Origin of the sequence: Methylomonas sp. (assembly GCF_023228165.1) — a bacterium.
Lineage (GTDB): Bacteria > Pseudomonadota > Gammaproteobacteria > Methylococcales > Methylomonadaceae > Methylomonas.
Map to the genome: position 1 here is coordinate 173,888 of NZ_JALOBS010000002.1, position 16,409 is coordinate 190,296.

Annotated in this window: 18 protein-coding genes; 2 read left to right on the forward strand and 16 right to left on the reverse strand. The window is 51.6% G+C overall.

The window, feature by feature from the left end:
• Positions 1-18: 18 nt before the first annotated feature.
• The 4 genes from M0R33_RS02210 to M0R33_RS02225 form a co-directional block, all read right to left on the reverse strand.
• Entirely contained in the window at positions 19-1,437 is a 1,419-nt protein-coding gene (locus tag M0R33_RS02210) for an MBL fold metallo-hydrolase (protein WP_292564392.1), read from the reverse strand.
• 9 nt (positions 1,438-1,446) lie between these two features.
• Positions 1,447-2,106 (reverse strand): Uma2 family endonuclease, encoded by a 660-nt coding sequence (locus M0R33_RS02215; protein ID WP_292564394.1) that lies wholly within the window; start codon positions 2,104-2,106, stop codon positions 1,447-1,449.
• Between the two features lie 28 nt (positions 2,107-2,134).
• Entirely contained in the window at positions 2,135-5,170 is a 3,036-nt protein-coding gene (locus M0R33_RS02220; protein WP_292564397.1) for a DEAD/DEAH box helicase, read from the reverse strand.
• Between the two features lie 670 nt (positions 5,171-5,840).
• Positions 5,841-6,299 (reverse strand): hypothetical protein, encoded by a 459-nt coding sequence (locus M0R33_RS02225; RefSeq protein WP_292564399.1) that lies wholly within the window; start codon positions 6,297-6,299, stop codon positions 5,841-5,843.
• A 312-nt stretch (positions 6,300-6,611) separates the two neighbouring features.
• Between M0R33_RS02225 and M0R33_RS02230 the strand changes: the two genes are divergently transcribed.
• The gene (locus M0R33_RS02230; RefSeq protein ID WP_292564402.1) at positions 6,612-6,866 is read left to right on the forward strand and encodes a type II toxin-antitoxin system prevent-host-death family antitoxin; all 255 of its coding nucleotides are present in this window, start codon (positions 6,612-6,614) and stop codon (positions 6,864-6,866) included.
• Entirely contained in the window at positions 6,859-7,122 is a 264-nt protein-coding gene (locus M0R33_RS02235) for a Txe/YoeB family addiction module toxin (RefSeq protein WP_292564405.1), read from the forward strand. Before M0R33_RS02230 ends, M0R33_RS02235 begins: the two co-directional genes overlap by 8 nt.
• Positions 7,123-7,160: 38 nt before the next feature.
• Here the strand turns inward: M0R33_RS02235 and M0R33_RS02240 are convergent, their stop codons facing one another.
• The 12 genes from M0R33_RS02240 to M0R33_RS02295 form a co-directional block, all read right to left on the reverse strand.
• Entirely contained in the window at positions 7,161-7,553 is a 393-nt protein-coding gene (locus M0R33_RS02240) for a type II toxin-antitoxin system VapC family toxin (RefSeq protein WP_292564408.1), read from the reverse strand.
• Complete coding sequence (locus M0R33_RS02245; protein WP_292564411.1) at positions 7,550-7,780, reverse strand: type II toxin-antitoxin system prevent-host-death family antitoxin; 231 nt, start codon at positions 7,778-7,780, stop codon at positions 7,550-7,552. Before M0R33_RS02245 ends, M0R33_RS02240 begins: the two co-directional genes overlap by 4 nt.
• A 141-nt stretch (positions 7,781-7,921) precedes the next feature.
• Positions 7,922-10,660, reverse strand: a complete 2,739-nt coding sequence (locus M0R33_RS02250; protein ID WP_292564414.1) for an Hsp70 family protein — start codon at positions 10,658-10,660, stop codon at positions 7,922-7,924.
• A gap of 102 nt (positions 10,661-10,762) precedes the next feature.
• Entirely contained in the window at positions 10,763-11,908 is a 1,146-nt protein-coding gene (gene nirJ / locus M0R33_RS02255; RefSeq protein ID WP_292564417.1) for a heme d1 biosynthesis radical SAM protein NirJ, read from the reverse strand.
• A 3-nt stretch (positions 11,909-11,911) separates the two neighbouring features.
• Entirely contained in the window at positions 11,912-12,391 is a 480-nt protein-coding gene (locus M0R33_RS02260; RefSeq protein ID WP_292564420.1) for an AsnC family transcriptional regulator, read from the reverse strand.
• Positions 12,391-12,834, reverse strand: a complete 444-nt coding sequence (locus M0R33_RS02265; protein ID WP_292564422.1) for an AsnC family transcriptional regulator — start codon at positions 12,832-12,834, stop codon at positions 12,391-12,393. The genes M0R33_RS02260 and M0R33_RS02265 overlap by 1 nt, the downstream gene beginning before the upstream one ends.
• Positions 12,827-13,336, reverse strand: a complete 510-nt coding sequence (locus M0R33_RS02270; RefSeq protein ID WP_292564424.1) for an AsnC family transcriptional regulator — start codon at positions 13,334-13,336, stop codon at positions 12,827-12,829. Before M0R33_RS02270 ends, M0R33_RS02265 begins: the two co-directional genes overlap by 8 nt.
• The gene (locus tag M0R33_RS02275) at positions 13,329-13,784 is read right to left on the reverse strand and encodes an Lrp/AsnC family transcriptional regulator (RefSeq protein ID WP_292564427.1); all 456 of its coding nucleotides are present in this window, start codon (positions 13,782-13,784) and stop codon (positions 13,329-13,331) included. The genes M0R33_RS02270 and M0R33_RS02275 overlap by 8 nt, the downstream gene beginning before the upstream one ends.
• 3 nt (positions 13,785-13,787) lie before the next feature.
• Positions 13,788-14,966 carry a cytochrome D1 domain-containing protein gene (locus tag M0R33_RS02280; RefSeq protein WP_292564430.1) on the reverse strand — a complete coding sequence of 393 codons (1,179 nt, stop codon included), beginning with the start codon at positions 14,964-14,966 and terminating at the stop codon, positions 13,788-13,790.
• 76 nt (positions 14,967-15,042) lie between these two features.
• On the reverse strand, positions 15,043-15,666 hold the full coding sequence (locus M0R33_RS02285) for a cold shock domain-containing protein (RefSeq protein ID WP_292564432.1): 624 nt from the start codon (positions 15,664-15,666) through the stop codon (positions 15,043-15,045).
• 20 nt (positions 15,667-15,686) lie between these two features.
• Positions 15,687-16,103, reverse strand: coding sequence for a DUF3465 domain-containing protein (locus M0R33_RS02290; protein WP_292564435.1), 417 nt, complete (start codon positions 16,101-16,103; stop codon positions 15,687-15,689).
• A complete protein-coding gene (locus M0R33_RS02295) occupies positions 16,100-16,408 on the reverse strand; it encodes a cytochrome c (RefSeq protein ID WP_292564438.1) in 309 nt (102 codons plus the stop codon). The genes M0R33_RS02290 and M0R33_RS02295 overlap by 4 nt, the downstream gene beginning before the upstream one ends.
• Position 16,409: the final 1 nt, after the last annotated feature.

Sequence of the window (16,409 nt, forward strand, 5' to 3'; positions counted from 1 at the left end):
GCCAGGCCTAATAATCATTTAGGGAATCAACACCCGAATTTCTGGAAAAAGTCCCATCAAAGCCTGCTGTAAAGCCTTCTTCGCCGCATCATCGCCGTGAATCAAACGAATCTGGCTGGGTTTGTTCCGCATACCCTTCACAAAGCGTAGCAAAGAATTCCTGTCGGCGTGCGCAGAATAACCGTTTAAGGTATATACACCGGCATTAATCGTATAGCGGCGACCGTCCAGTTCCACATAACCGTGTTTAGGTCCGTATTGCTGAATATCTCTACCCGGCGTACCTGCCGCCTGATAACCCACCAATAAAATATCGGTGCGTTTATCTTCTATCAAAGCCTTCAAATAATTAACGATACGCCCACCGGCGCACATGCCGCCGGCGGCAATCACAATACAAGGCTTGGCGGTTTTTTGCAGATAAGACACCGCCGCCAAATGATCCTGGTGGTTATTGACGGTAGTCAGCTGTTCAAACGCCAATGGATGTCGACCCGTGCGCAACCTTGCCTTGGCTTCCGCATCCCAATAAGGTTTAAGCTGCTTATAGACTTCGGTAAATCGACTGGCCAACGGCGAATCAACAATGATTTCCATCTCTTGCCACAACAAGCCTTTGGCCACTGCTTGGGTTTTATGTCTATGAATGATATCTTCCAGTTCGTACAGCAATTCCTGAGTTCTGCCGATACTAAAAGCCGGAATCAAAATCACCCCGCTGTTTTGCAAGCAACGGCCAATCAATTGCTGCAACTGGGCTTGTCGCTGTTTGCGATTTTCATGTAAACGATTGCCATAGGTGCTTTCCAGCACCAGCACGTCGGCCTGATAGGGCGATTTCGGTGCCGGCAGCAGCGGCGTGTAAGGCCCACCCAGATCGCCGGAAAATACGATGCGTTGTTTTTGCTTGCCCGTCGTTACCTCGCACTCGATATAAGCCGAGCCCAAGATATGCCCAGCCGGATTGAATTTAACCCGCAACGCACTGCCGCAATCCGCCGCCAAAGTCACAGCCTGCCACTGCGCATAAGGCACGGCGACAAGGCGGCTTTTAATTAATTCGATAAAGGGTTCGATTAGCTGCCGATCTCTACTGATACCCACCGCCACTGCATCTTCCAATACCAGTGGCAACAATTTGGCGGTCGGTTCGGAACAGTAAATTGGCCCGCGAAAACCCGCAGCAACCAAATAAGGAATTCGTCCGACATGGTCGATATGGCAATGCGTCACCAATAAGGCCCGCACGTTATCCAAGGCAAAATCGATAGCCAATTGATTAGCGCCGGCACCGGTACCTGACACTTCCGCACCCTGAAACAAGCCGCAATCAATCAATACTGAATTATCTGCATCAATGAAGAGTTCGTGACACGAGCCGGTGACGCCATCAATAGCGCCATGGTGTTTGATTGTTGGGTAAGTTAATTCAACCATGCGCGGGCTTCATACTTGAGCTTGAGCTTGAGCTTGAGCTTGAGCTTGAGCTTGAGCTTGAGCTTGAGCTTGAGCTTGGGCTTGTTTGGCTTGTAAAAACGTCAACATATCGTCGTTATCCACTTGGTAATAAATATCTTCCACCGCCACCACTACGTCTATCGATTGAAAATTAATGCTATCGCCAGGATAAAAATATTCGGCCTGCCAACCGCTTTGCCGGTTAAACACCTCGATTTCGGCGCGTTCCTGGTCAACCAAAACATATACCTGCAAGCTTTCCAGTGTTTGATACATCTGTCGCTTATGGGTTTTGTCGAAACGCCGGGTAGAGGGTGATAGCACTTCCACAATCACCGTAGGCTGTGTCTTGTAATAATTGTTGACCTTGTCATTAGGGTTGCAGACCACCATCACATCGGGATAGTAGAAATTCTGTTTCACTTTGACTTTCATGTCATTGACATAGACTGTGCAAGGCGCCCCCTTAGCCCTTAAACTCTTCATCAATTCAAACATCAAGTTACCACTTAGTTTATTGTGATAATCACTTGCACCGGTCATGGCATAGGCCTGCCCATCGACCAATTCATGTCGAATCTCGCCGTCCTGTTCGCCCGCCAGATAATCGGCTTCGCTTAAATAACTTACTGCGGTATTCAATGCCATTCTGCCTCCTATTCCTATTCGTTCTTCATCATGCCATTTGGGCAAACATTTGCTCTACATTACTCGCGGCTTGCCGAATCAACATTTCCGGCAGGCTACTGCCCAAACTTAAGCATACCACCTGCACCACTTGGACTGCCTGCTCTGATGTCAACAGGCCACTTGGCACAATCTCGGCATAAACCCAAACCGCCGCTTCCGTTATTGCCGGCGCTTGCGCTTGATTATTCAGAGCCGCCAACTTCATTAGTAATGCCGAAGCCAATAAATCCATCACACCCGCCGTGCATTGCTGCTCGAGCAACACTTGAGCCGAGTGGAGTTTTTGCCCAGCCAGATCATGCAATGGATTTTGTGCAGGCTGACTGTTTTCGCTGGCTTCGAACAGAATGCGGCTTTCGGCTAACGGCGAAGCATGCCCCAAGCGCTGCAAACTGCGCCAGGTACGGCCATCGATAACCGCCACCGGCAAATCTTCAGCCGATAAGTCTTGCGCGGCTTGTTCATCTTCGTCATGCCATTGTTCAACCACCACCAGCAAGCCGCCGGCTTTGGCGAGCACTCGCTCGATGCGCGGACCAAAGGCTGTCTGAATTCCGCTGACAGTCTGCCGAATCGTATCGTCGTCTTGGTCGTTTGTTTCTATGGGTTTTGCGGTAGCCTGGTCGGTCGCCTCCGTTATCGGTTGCGCTGTTTCTGCTTCCGGCTTCGGCGTGCTTTCGACTTTGGTTACACCATCAGCCTCGCCTGCCAAGTCGTCGATCAAGGTCTCCAGCATTTTCTTGGAAACACCAACTGTGTCTTCAGATGCATCCGGATCGATTACGTTATTAAATAAATCGCGTTTACCTTTCACCAACTGAGCAACCCGTTGCTCATAAGAATCCTCAGCCAGCAATATAAAAATCTGCACCTTGTGTTTTTGCCCAAGGCGATGAATACGGGCAATGCGTTGATCCAGAATGGCCGGATTCCATGGCATATCCAGGTTGATCAGCACGGTCGCGGATTGCAGATTCAACCCCGTGCCGCCGGCGTCGGTGGAAATGAAAACCTGCAAGGCATCGTCATTCTGAAAACGTTCCATCATCTCGCCGCGCTTATGACTGGGCACGCCGCCATGCAGTCGCACACACCCCAGGCCCAGGCCGCGCACCAGCGTTTCCACCATTTCCGTCATCATGGTCCATTGCGAAAACACCACTGCCTTGCGATTGCTTTGCATACACAACTCTTCCAGCAAACGCCCTAATTCTTCCAGCTTCGGCGAGCCTTGGGTTTCCTTATCCACCAATCCGGCAGCATTACAGGCCATGCGCGCCTGTTGCAAAGCCGCCAGCATACGATTTTTCTCGCTGGGCGTCAGAGGCCGGCGTTTGGCAATTTTCGCCAACAGGCCGGCCGCTTGCAAAGCAGAGTCGTGCAGTTCCTGTTGCTTGACGTCCATGGCAATATCCAGCGTCACCTCGGTGCGATCCGGCAATTGATCGGCCACCAGACTTCGGTCGCGCCTTAACACTACCGGCTTGATACGGCGACGTAGTTCGGACAGATTACGATAGCCGATCACCTTACCGCGCTCGTCGGTAATATGAAAATCCAGCAAGCAGCGCCACAACGGCCCCAACACTCTGGCATCGACCAGTTGCAACAAACTGTACAAATCTTCCAGGCGATTTTCCAGCGGCGTGCCGCTAAGCACGAACACATAACGAGCCGGAATCAGTTTGATGGTGGACGACAATTTGGTGCGCCAGTTTTTGATGCGCTGAGCTTCGTCCAAGATCAGCAAATCCGGTTTGAGTTGCTCACTGATGATGGATAAATCGCGCAGCACCAGCTCATAATTGAGGATAAAAAATAAAGCATTAGCCCGATATTGCACACCGCGTTGATCAGGACCGCCATGCAGAACTTGCACTTCACGACCGGTAAATTTGGCAATTTCCCGTGCCCACTGATGCTTCAATGAAGTCGGACAAACAATCAGGACACGCTTAACGGCCGCATGATCTGCCAGCCAACTACCGGCAGCGATGGCTTGCAAGGTTTTACCCAAGCCCATGTCATCGGCTAGCAAGGCACGACCACGCGACGCCAAAAAAGCCACGCCTTCAACTTGATAGGGAAATAACTTAACCTTCACTCCCGGCAACACACCATTGCTTTGTTGAATGGCCTGTTGAATTTCTTGCCCACGCATGGCTTGCGCGGCATCTTCGGCACATTGCTGGGCATATTGCACGGCATCGTCGCCTAGCAGAAAATCGTCACGCCCATACACCGTTTGCGACAAGCGAAAAAAATCTTCCGGCAAACGGCCTACGAACTGGTCTTGTTGGTTAAAAAACTCACCCAACACTATCGCCAAATCGTCGACCATTTCCGCGCCGCGCTGTAAGCGCAGCACCGGCCGGGTAGCCGATTCCCAGGCCAAATAAACGAAAGACACCGGGCAACCCTCGGCTTTCAGCCGCTTATAATCCGGTTGCTTTTTGGCATAATGCAGTACCGCTTCGATATGCTTGCAGGTGCCAAGCCGATTGCTGGCCAAATCCGGACAGGTACAATAATTGACGCGCTTATCCAATGAACGAATTTGCACTTGATAAGAACGCCGCCAGTGCGTCGCCGAAACCAGCGAGGTCGCTTGCCAGACACCAAAACCGAGATTACCGCTGAGCAATTTGACCCGTACTTCGTTGCGGCCTTTTTTCACACGTTCCTGTATCGCCTCATCCAGGGCACTGCCCAAATCGACGGCCTCTAGCGGCGCATATTGATCGGCATAAGCGTATAGGGCAGCGACTGCGTGTACGCAAACCGTCGGCTCGACATGACAATCGCAAGCCACTTGCAAACCGCCATCATCCGCGACCGATAACTCCAGCCAATATTGTTCCTCGTTAACATCTTCAACTTGCGCTACGACTCTGCCGTTTTCCGGCGCAACGCCAATCACCCGCTTGTCATTGAAATAATTCAAGCCTTGTTTGACCAAATCGTCGGAAGCAATACTATGCAGGCGTTCGGTGTCGTAAAGATAGATATCGTCGTTGTCCATGATGCGGATGGCGGTTACTTGAAAAATTGGGATTTTAACCAGATAGCAACGAATAACACTAAAAACTCATTTTATCTCGTTCCCACGCGCCGCGTGGGAACGCAGACTATCCGCGCTAGCGGTTAGCTAAAACCAATCCCGATAAACCGGCAACAATCCTTCCTGCCCGAGATAATTCCGCGCACTCGAATAACGCCAATGCTTCGGCAAATCAACAAAACCACGTTTGACCGGATTGAGGTGGATGTAATCTAATTTCTGTCGCAAGACTTTGGGATTCTCGATCAACTGTGGATGGCTACCTTCCTCCCATAACTGATAATCCCGGTCGGTTTTATGCGCCTTGCGGAACTGAGCGCGACGGGGTATGTTACCCCGTCGAAATGTTTGGCGGTGGTTGGCGAAGCGATAGAAGGTATAAATAAAGAAAACGTTATGGACGGGGTGAATACCCCGTCCAGCCTAGGTATCCAGTTGAGTATGGTGCAGGTTAAGAAATGTGGGTGTTGGGATTGAAGTGTGCGGTAACGACTGCGACCCATTTGCTTGTCCTCGTTTGATAGTTTAGCCGCTTGTTACCCGCTAGCGCGGATAGTCTGCATTCCCACGCGGCGCATGGGAACGAGAAAAGCTTATTGCTCTTTCCCTGACAGACAGCGCTGAGAAATAGTTAATATCCGTCGAACGGACCGCTAAACGCAACAGTGCTTACCTGAAAACCTTTATGAGTAGAATCAGTGACACCATTTTTGCAGGCTTTACACTCCCAATATCCCTCTCCATTGCCTTGCAGTCGGATTAACTCTCGGTTTTTGTCGTAGCAGTGCTGACAGAACGGGCCGTCTTTCTCGATACCATCTACTCGCCAGTAATATGGGCTTTCCCACTGAAGTTGGGCTTTGATTTTGAGCTTTTCTTGAAGCTCTCGTATTTCCGCATCCTTACTAAGCAAAACTTGCTGAATTTCTGTTACTTCTATTTTCGCGTCGGCAAGGGTGGATATAAGCTCAGCTAAGCGCATCTTTGATTCAGCTTTTTCGAGGGATGCATCAGTTTCCCTCAACATTTTTGTAATTTCAAAAGCGGTTTTGATGCTTCCTAAAAGAGCGGGAACTTGAGTCATATCCATTCGAAGTCTCTGTAAGATAATTGATTGACGCATATCATCGCCCACCTTGCCTATCTAAGCAATACCCAACTTCCCATGACAAAACATCACGATCATCCATATTTTTTTGCTGCCCGGCAATCACCAACCGCCCGAAAAAGTCATGAAGAACAAACCTCTTGCCCGCAGTATTTTCCAATCCAGACATGAGCCTGAGATAATTCGGTTCAGAGTAAATTAATTCCCTACGCCATACCCACCTATCCCACATCTTGTACACATGTCACAAGGCATCTATACTTGCACAACAAATAGTACAAGTAGGATATCAAAATGCGCATAGTTTCATTTTCAGAGGCCAGAAATAGCTTGAAATCCGTGCTGGATCAAGTAGTCAACGATGCCGACTGCACGGTGATTACCCGCCGTGACAGCGAGGATGCGGTAGTCATGTCGCTGGATTACTACAACAGCCTGATGGAAACCGTGTACTTGTTGAAGTCTCCGGCCAATGCGGAACGACTGATGAAGTCCATCGAGCAATACAAGGAGGGACAAGCTCGACAAAGAGACTTGTTGGATGAGTAGAATTCTGGCCTGGACGGAGATTGCCTGGTCCGATTATCTGTATTGGCAAGGCCAGGATAAAAAGACTTTGAAACGAATCAACAAACTCATCCTGGAAGTACTGCGCACGCCGTTTGAGGGTATCGGCAAGCCCGAGCCGTTGAAGGAAAATTTATCCGGCTTTTGGTCGAGAAGGATAGATGATACCCATAGACTGGTTTATGCCGTCACGGACACCCATGTCACCATCATAGCCTGCAGATATCACTATGGCTGAGAAAAGCTAGGCGTTTCTTATCCAAGCATTAGCCCAACCTACCACAGCGTATCGATCAATCCGCAGCTTAAAAGATTGGCATCGGCGGTAATTAATTGGGCGTTTTTAATAATCGACGTAGCCGCAATAATACGATCCGCAGGGTCATTATTAATTTCGGTGCCTATGTTTACCGATAGGTCGGCAATTTCCGGTGAGATGGAAACCACTTCAATATTACGGGATTGTAGGAATAAGTTAATAAAATTGGCCGGCGTAGTAGCAACCTCAATCCGGCCCTTTTTAATTAACATGGAAATTTCCCATATGGAAATGTCGCAAATGATCAATGCATTATGTGCATCTGCGTTGTTAATGGCTGTTAAGGCTTTCGGAGTCATCGGCTGATCCAATGCATCCCATATAATGGCGCAGGTATCCATTAGAATCATGAAAGTGCATCCCACTCACAATCGACCGGGCCGACAACATCATGAATTTTGGCGCCGGCGGCAAGTTCCTTTAATTGCTTTTTGGCATGTTCTCTCTGTTGTACCGGCGGGTTAATGGTTGCCAATAGCTTGCCGTTGGTCGTCACGGATATTTGCTCGCCGGCGTTTGCCTTTTCCAGGTATTTCAACACGTTGGCTCTAAATTCGCTGATATTAATGATTTGCATAACGCCTCTCAATCGAGATTTGTACAATAATTTTGTACAAGCATATAAGAAAACACATCCCTATACAATCAGCCCTTAGGTACGATTAGCAAAGCGTAATCGTACGACTGCAGCCTCTGTCCACTAACCAACGCCCAACCATCAAATCAACCGCAAACCCGGCGGCAAGGCTTCGCCGAATACTTGTTTTTCCTGTTGCTCGTCCAGTTGTTGGTATTCTGTAACCATCTCCAGCCAAATGGCCGGGGCTTTGGCTTGTTTAAGTTTGTCCCGCACTTGTTCGCGCAAGTCGTCGTCGATATCTCGCGTTCTATCGTCGCAACGGCGCGCCAGCAAGGTGACGGCAAAGGCCACTTGTGACTGTTTTTTCCAGTCCATCTGCAAAATCTGTTGCAACCAGTGCGCTACCGTAGACACTGCAATGACGTCATGTTGATGACCATGAAACAATATCCTGGCGCCCACGCGGCCCAGCGCCCACCAGCTCTGTTCAGGCTCTCCGGCTTTTTGCAGGCGTTTTAGCAACCATTCGCCTAATTGGGCTTTATCGACTGCAGACAAGCGCTCCAGGGCGGCAGCCAGCCTCACCATGTCTTCGTAACCACGCGTGGCTACTTGTTTGGCCACACCAGACTGTCTAGCCGCAGTTGGGTCGATGAATTTGGCAATGTCCTTAAAAATACGCTGCTGAGCCTCGGCATTCAAACCACCTGCTACGCGGCGCCATAAGGTCCACCATTCCGCCCAGTTCTGTTTTTCATTCACAAACTGTAAACCCTCCGGATAGTGCTTCCACAGTTGCTCGACCCGCCAATCATCCAGCGGATAACCAAAGCCGGGCCGCAGACAAAACCCCGCCAAACTCAGCCACAAACGCTCATGCTGCTCACTGCGGCGGCGGTATTTACTGCCCTCCAATAATGCGGCAAATAGCGCCCGCAGCACAGCTGTCTGCCAGTCACCGCGCGGCGCAACCAGGATTTTCTCCAGATCTGCCCGTAAGGTTTTGACCGCCTGCGGATCGACCTGCTTGGATTTTGGACCGAATACTGTTTGAATCTTCTCCAGAGCTTGTGGCAACTGGCTCGGCAAGTCGGCGCTAAGCGTTGTTTGGGCTTTTTTGCGAATCTGAAATTCCACATCCCAGCGCTGCGACACATCATCGACCGCAACGCACTGCAGTTGCAGGGTGCCAACTTCGGTATAGGTGGCCATTAATTGCACCACTATTTCGGCTTTTTGTTCGCCTTCGAATGCCACAGCCAATGGCGGCAAGCCGTTAAAGCGCTCTTCATCGATCTCGACAATCGTACCGGGCTGATAATCGCCATCGCCGCTACTGGTCAACAAATGAAACCGTACTGGTTGCCCTACCCGCAAAGCAAATTGACGATCGCTCAATAAAATTTCATGACCTTCTTCGCTACCCTTGGGCAAAATGCATATCCCTTGAATCTCGCCTGATTTACCGCTGTCGACTTGCAAAAAGTAACTGCGTGCCGCACCGCCGGCGATTTTAAGTTTTTTCTCCTGCCTGGCCATGGCATAACTGACCGCGCCATAGGCTACTGCCAGCTCCGGATGATGATTATCCAGCAATACAGGGCTGCGACCGTCGCGCCACTGACTCAACAACTCGATTATCCGCTGGACCAGTGCAGGACTGCGGAACACGCCGCCATTCAATAACAAGGCATCCGGAGTAATAGCGTCCTCGCCTAACGCTGTCTTGGCACTCTGGGCATGCAGATGCAAAAAGGCGGCGATATGTTTACTAATGGCCGGTTCTGCAGCATAAGGCAGACCAAACTCCACCACCCCGCTGCGTTTTTTGTCAGGCAAATCGGTTAATCCCGATAACGGTAAAAAGCCATCCAGGGCAATTTGTCTGACTTCTTCCCGCGTCAAAGCCGTACTTTTACTGCCGCCGATCAATTTGGAGCCGCCGCCGAGCAAAGTCACCGGCATCTGTTCCGGGGCATCGGCGGCCAGCAAACGCTCTTTGGCGTTGCGGCACTGTTCCAGCAGTTGCGACAAATCCGCCGTAGACAGTTTCTTATCGCCCACCCGCAAGCGACTTTCCGCCAGATGCGCCAAGGCCAGATCGATATTATCGCCACCCAGCATCAAATGATCACCTACCGCGATCCGGGTCAGTTGCGGTTCGCCCTGACCGTATTCAACTTTAATCAAGGTCAAATCCGTGGTGCCTCCGCCGACATCGCACACCAGCAACAAACGGCTGCCGCTCAGACTCGGCGCAATACTGCCGGCATGCCGACGCAACCAGTCGTAACACACCGCCTGCGGTTCTTCCAACAATCTGATACCGGTCAAGCCGGCCATTTTGGCCGCTTCCACGGTTAGCGAGCGGGCCGATTCGTCGAACGAAGCCGGCACGGTAACCACCACTTGCTGCTGATTCAGCGGCGCATCCGGAAAACGTTGTTCCCAAACCGTGCGCAGATGTCTTAAATAACTGGCGCTAGCCTCCAATGGCGAGACCTTGAACACCGACTCGTCGCTACCCCACGGCAAAATGGCTGCGGCATGATCGACCGCGGTATGCGACAACCAACTTTTGGCGCTAGTGACCAATCGGCCTTGCGATTTGGCGCCCAACACCCGCGCAGCTTCGCCCAACACCGCGCCGTCTTCCGGGGTTAAAAAGCCAGTATCGTTACCCAATTCCCCGGCAGCGGGATGATAGCGCACCGAAGGCAGCAAGGGCTGGGCCGCCACCTCGCCCGGCGTCACAAGTTGCGGTATTTCAAATAAGTGAATCTTTTTTTCGGGGTCGTTGACGCTGCAATAAGCCGCGACTGTGTGCGTGGTACCGAGATCTATGCCGACTAAGTATTGGGGGGTTTGTTTGTTCACAAGTGGTTTTAGGAAGAATATTCAACGCTACAATTTTTATTAATGGAACATTGAACACCTTATAAGCTAGCTATTGCAAGAATCGAAAGAGGTTTACCGCTATTACGACACCAAACCAATCTCCTCATCCTCCAAATAACAGCCTGGATCCTCGGCCCAAAAATCGCCGCTGGTTTGCTGGGCCCGCACCCGGGTGTTGCCGTTACAGATAGCTTGATAACCGCAACTTCCGCAGCGGCCTTTCAGTGGCCTGGGGCTGGCTTTCAAGCCCGCCATTAAAGGATCGGACACATCCAGCCATATCTCGGAAAACGGCCGTTGCCGCACGTTGCCCAAGCCGTAATGCCACCAGAAGGTATCGGGATGCACGTTGCCGAGATTGTCGATGTTGGCGACGTTGACGCCGGAGGCATTACCGCCCCATTGCCGCAGTTTGGCCTGCATATGCTCGGCTTGCTCCGGAAAGCGGCGTTTCACCCAATGCAGAAAATACACCGCATCGGCATCGTTATTGCCGGTCACCACCTCCCTATGCAAGCCTTGCCGCTCCCAGGCCAAGGCTTTTTCAAACAGCTTGTCCATCACTTGCCGGGTCAGTTGAAACGCGGCATCGTCCTTGCGGTTTTTGTTGCCTCGGCCGCCATAATTCAGGTGCGACAGATAGAATTTATCGATCTGCTCGTCGTCCATCAATTGCAGCAGGGCATCAAAATCATGCGCATTATCATGTGTTAAGGTATAGCGCACACCAGCCTTGATACCGTAATCACGGCACAGGCGAATACCCGCCAAAGAGGCCTCGAAGGAACCCTGTTTTTGCCTGAATTTGTCGTGGGCTTCCTGCATGCCATCCAGACTGACGCCAATGTATTGATAGTTAATCGCCGCAATTTGTTCGATGTTGCTTTGATTGATCAGGGTGCCGTTGCTGGACAAGGCCACATAAAAGCCCATGTCGCGGGCGCGTTGCGAGATAGGGAAAATATCCGGGTGCAGCAAAGGCTCGCCGCCGGACAGGATCAATACCGGCACCTTAAAAGCTTTCAGATCGTCCATCACCGTGAAAATTTCCGGCGTACTTAGCTCGCCCGGAAAGTTAATATCGGCCGAGGTGGTATAACAATGTTTGCAGGTCAAGTTGCAGCGGCGGATCAAATTCCAGATCACTACCGGCCCGGACGGTTTGCGTGGCGCGGTCAAGGGGGTCGGATGCAGTAGTTCGCGCATATATTGACTGAGTCTGAACATAAGTTAGCCTGCTATCCTTAATCCGGTTTTTTTGAGAATTTTACTGCTGTACAGCACGGCTTGCCGGCGGACGTCGTCACCCAGCAGCTCGGCGATGACGGCAATTTGCCGTTCGGCATCTTGCTCGGTTTTGGCGTGAACCATGGCAAACAGGTTATACGGCCAATCCGGCAAATGCCGCGGCCTTTGATAACAGTGGCTGACGAACGGCAGCTCGGCCACCCGCTGGCCGAGACGGTGCACATGCTCCTCCTCGACATCCCAGACAGTCATACCGTTGTAGTGATAACCGAGCTTGTAATGATTGGGCACGGCGGCAATCCGACGGATCACGCCATCCTGATGCATCTTGCTCATACGCTGCATGACATCGTCGGCTGTCAACCCCAATTGTGCCGCAATGGCTTGGTACGGCTCGGCAACCAACGGCAATCCGGCCTGGGTGGCGTGGATGATTTGTCTATCGATGTCGTCAAGTTGCATCAGGCTTCCAATTGCAAACCTACGTAGTATTCGCGGATTTTCGGCATGTTGTAGACCATCAGCCCGGTGTGGCGTTCAATTAATTCGATCACGCTTTCCACCTGCTCGGGCCTTTCGGTCGCCAACACAAACCACATATTTAACGTATGGTTCCTGGCATAGTTATGGGCCACTTCGGGGAAGCTGTTGACAATCTCGCTGACTTCATCAAAGCGTTCTTCCGGTACTTTCAAAGCCGCCAGGGTTAATGCGCCGCCCATCTGTTCGGCGTGATACATCGGCCCGAAGCGCGACAACACCCCGTCGTCCAGCAGAGTTTGCAGCCTGCTCAAAAGCGCGTCTTCCGTGATGCCGATTTGCCCGGCAACTTGCCGATACGGCGATTCGCAGATCGGAAAACCCTTTTGCAACAGATTGATGATCAGCTTGTCGATATCATCCATGGCTGGCTTCCAACCGCGGCTGGCAGGCTTGCCGATAAAGAGCGCCGCGCTGTTTGAAACAGCGGCGACTGAACAGCACTTCAAAGGTGATGCCGGACAAACCGCAGCTTTGCTGTAATGCCGCCCATTGCTGCATCACCAGCTCGCGGCTTTTGCCGTGTATCATGCAATACAGGTTGTACGGCCAGGTTTCGCCCTGCCGCGGCCGTTGATAACACAAATTAACGAAGCTGAGCTGGCTGATTTGCCGACCCAGCTCCGCTACCCGGTCATCGGGAATGTCCATCACAATCATGGCATTGGCCCGGTAACCCAGCTGCCTGTGCTTGACCACTACGCCCCAGCGCTTGATCAGGCCCCGAGCCTTCAAGCTCAGCAACCTGTCTATCACGTCCTGCTCGCTAAGCGCCAATTGCGCGGCAATGGCCGCATACGGCCGGGCCGCGATCGGCAAACCGGCCTGCACGGCGGCAATCAGCTGAAAGTCGATGGCGTCAATCATGCAGATTCAACTCGAAACCCAGGTTGATGAAATAATCGGCCAGCATCGGCAACAACATGGCTGGGTAGCCGCTACGAGCTTCGATATCGGCAATCACGCTATTCAGGTGTTCTTCGTTGTCGCCGATCAACACAAACCACAGATTGAAGCGGTTTTCCCGTTCGTAATTGTGGTTGACTTCGGGATAACTGCTGACCAGTTCCGCCACCCAGGCCAAGTCGGCGTCGGATACCGCCATCGCCACCAGCGCACTGCTGCCGATGGCATTCGGCGCGATCACCGGGCCGATGCGGCTGATCATCTGTTGCTCGGCAAGCACTTGAAACGCCGCCAGCACTTCGTCTTCACTGACCCCGAGCTGATCGGCGATATCGCGATAAGGGGTCGGACTGAGCGGAAAGTCCTGCTGATAATTATTCAAAAGCTGTTTATGCAGCGGCGACAACATGGTTTACAAACCTAATTGATTGGCGCGGTTGCTAAAGAAAATACCGCTGGGCTTTTGCGCCGGCAATCGAGCGGTTTCGGTCAGGGTTTCCGTGTCGTAGACCATCACCCGGTCTTCGTCGCGCACCGCCAACCAGACCGCTTCGCCGCGCGGGGTAAACTCCATGTGCATCACCCCTTTACCTGGCTGCAGGGTTTTGATGACAGCAAAATCCTTGACATCAATGACCTGCAGGTTCTGATTGTCCGGAAATGCGAAATTCACCCACACCTGTCGTCCGTCCGGCCGCGACATTACGAATACGGGCTGGCCGGCCACCGGAATGCGTTTGACCAACGACCAGTCGCGCTTGTCTATGACCAATACTTCGTGCCGCCCCACGGCCGGCACCAGTAACCAATCGCCAGCCACCGTCCAGCCTTCCAGATGCGGCATTTTATAGACAGGGGTTTGCTCGTCGTCCTTGCCGTAATCTTGCAGGATATGCTTTACACCCAGCTCCGGCTGCCACAAATCCAGCAAAGCCAGGCCTTTTTCGCCGAACAGACCGGCGGCGTAATAATGACCGTCCGGCGTCAGCAAAGCGTCGTAGGGCTGCTTGCCGATATCCTTGAATTTTTGCACCTGCGGCTGGCGCGGATTTTTGGCGTCGATCAGCCAGATTTGGTTGCCCTCGAACAAACTACAGACAAAACGTTGGCCGGGCGCATCGACCAGCCCTACTACTTTCGATAACTGACCGCTATCGCCGTATATCGCCGGAATCTCGGCCAGTTGCTCCAGGGTGTCGGCATCGAACAACTTGACGCCGCCTGGCGTGTAATTGGACACGGCAATCACTTTGCCATCCTGGGAAATTGCGCCGCCTATGCTATTGCCGGCCTGTACGACGCGTTTGACTATCTGGTCCCGCAGCAAGTCAATTTTAGTCAAGCCGCCATCGCGGCCAAACAGGTAGGCATAACGCTGATCGCGGGAAAACACCACCGAGGCGTGCGACAAATCGCCCAAGCCTTCGACACGGCTCAGCATGGCCGGATTGCTGGTATTGACGATCTGTACACTGCCCTGTTCACGCTCTATCACCAGACCAAGATCGCCGGTGGCGCGCAATTCGGCCTGACTGCAAGCGCTTAACAGCAAGGAAAAAAGCAAGGGCAAAATGGAATTTAGGGGTTTCATAGTCAGAAATAGTTAGTCGGCGAATCAGTCTTGGAACGCAATGTAGATGTAAAGTCCATACAATACGTTGTGACAATCAATGACCACACCATTGATCCTCACAAGGCCGGCCATCGCCATCACCGTCAGTAACACTGCCAGGACAATGGTTTAAATAAAACATGGCTTCATCGCATGAAGTCATTTGAGAACATCTGGTTTTGCCTTCACATTTAAATTGACTCACGGAAACCCGGTTCGCGCCCTCTTCTTGCACGGCGAAAGCATTTGCTTCTGATGGAGATTGGGCTAAAAAATCTCTTTCGTTAAATTTGTTGAACCCAGTTACAGCAAAAAACAGAATTACGATGACAACTAAACTCGTGCTTATCCAGCTGCCGCTATTTTTCGGCTTGTAATCGCCTGCCGGGCAAGAATTGCTTTTTCTCGGTTTTTGTTGGTTTTTTTGGATAATTTGATTTTCTAATTTTCGTTCGGCAAATACACTTTCGACACCTTCGATACTCGCATTGACTGCTTTATTTCGACCACTGTTATCCGCTACCAATTTAAATAAGATCACATCACCAACTTCTGGCCTCCTTCCAGCTCTCTGTAATGAAGAAATATGTAAAAAAATATCTTCATCGCTGCCTTTTGACCTGATGAAACCGAAACCTTTCTCATCATTCCATCGCATTAACTGTCCTTTGCGCATCATGCCGATTATCTCCCTTTAATTCACTGATACACCCGCCCGGCAACCTTCAGCCAGCCATCGATATGGCGCCGGCCCGGATCGCGATGGGTCCAATGCACGGTACCGCCTTTTTCGCTCCATTCGTACTCGCCGTAAAACGACACCGTCTCACCAACCCGCAGATTTTCGATTTTGGGCGCCAGATCGATATTATGCGCAATCAATAAGGTTTGACCGGACTGCAACCTGAGTATGAAACGCTGATGGCGGCTGCCGTGGTTATCGTCGGGCAATATCTTGATCACCGAACCTTCGCCTTCAATCTGCAAGTCACTGCGCTGGGCGCGAAAGGCTTGCTCCAGCACGGCATCGTTTGCAGAATAAGGCGTATCGGCCCATACGCTGGGCAGCCCTCCCGACAGCAGTAACAACGCAACTAAGGTAATGACTTTATTCATTTCCAACCCTCTTGCCGCAACTGCTCGACCAGCCAGGCGGTTTCTTCAAGCGATAAAAATTGTTGCCAGGGCGGCATGGCGGTTCCTGCTCTGCCATTTTGGATCACCTCAACCAAAAAGGTGTCGGTTTTATTCGCCAAGGCACCCGGCATCAACGACGGTCCCAGCCCGCCCTTAGGCGGCAAACCGTGGCAGGAACCGCAATCGTGTTTAAGCAGATTGATCAGCGCTTGCTGTCGTTGCGGATCAGGTTGCTCCGCAACGACAGCGGCTGAAAATAAAGCCAGCAGCCAGACCAGGCGCATA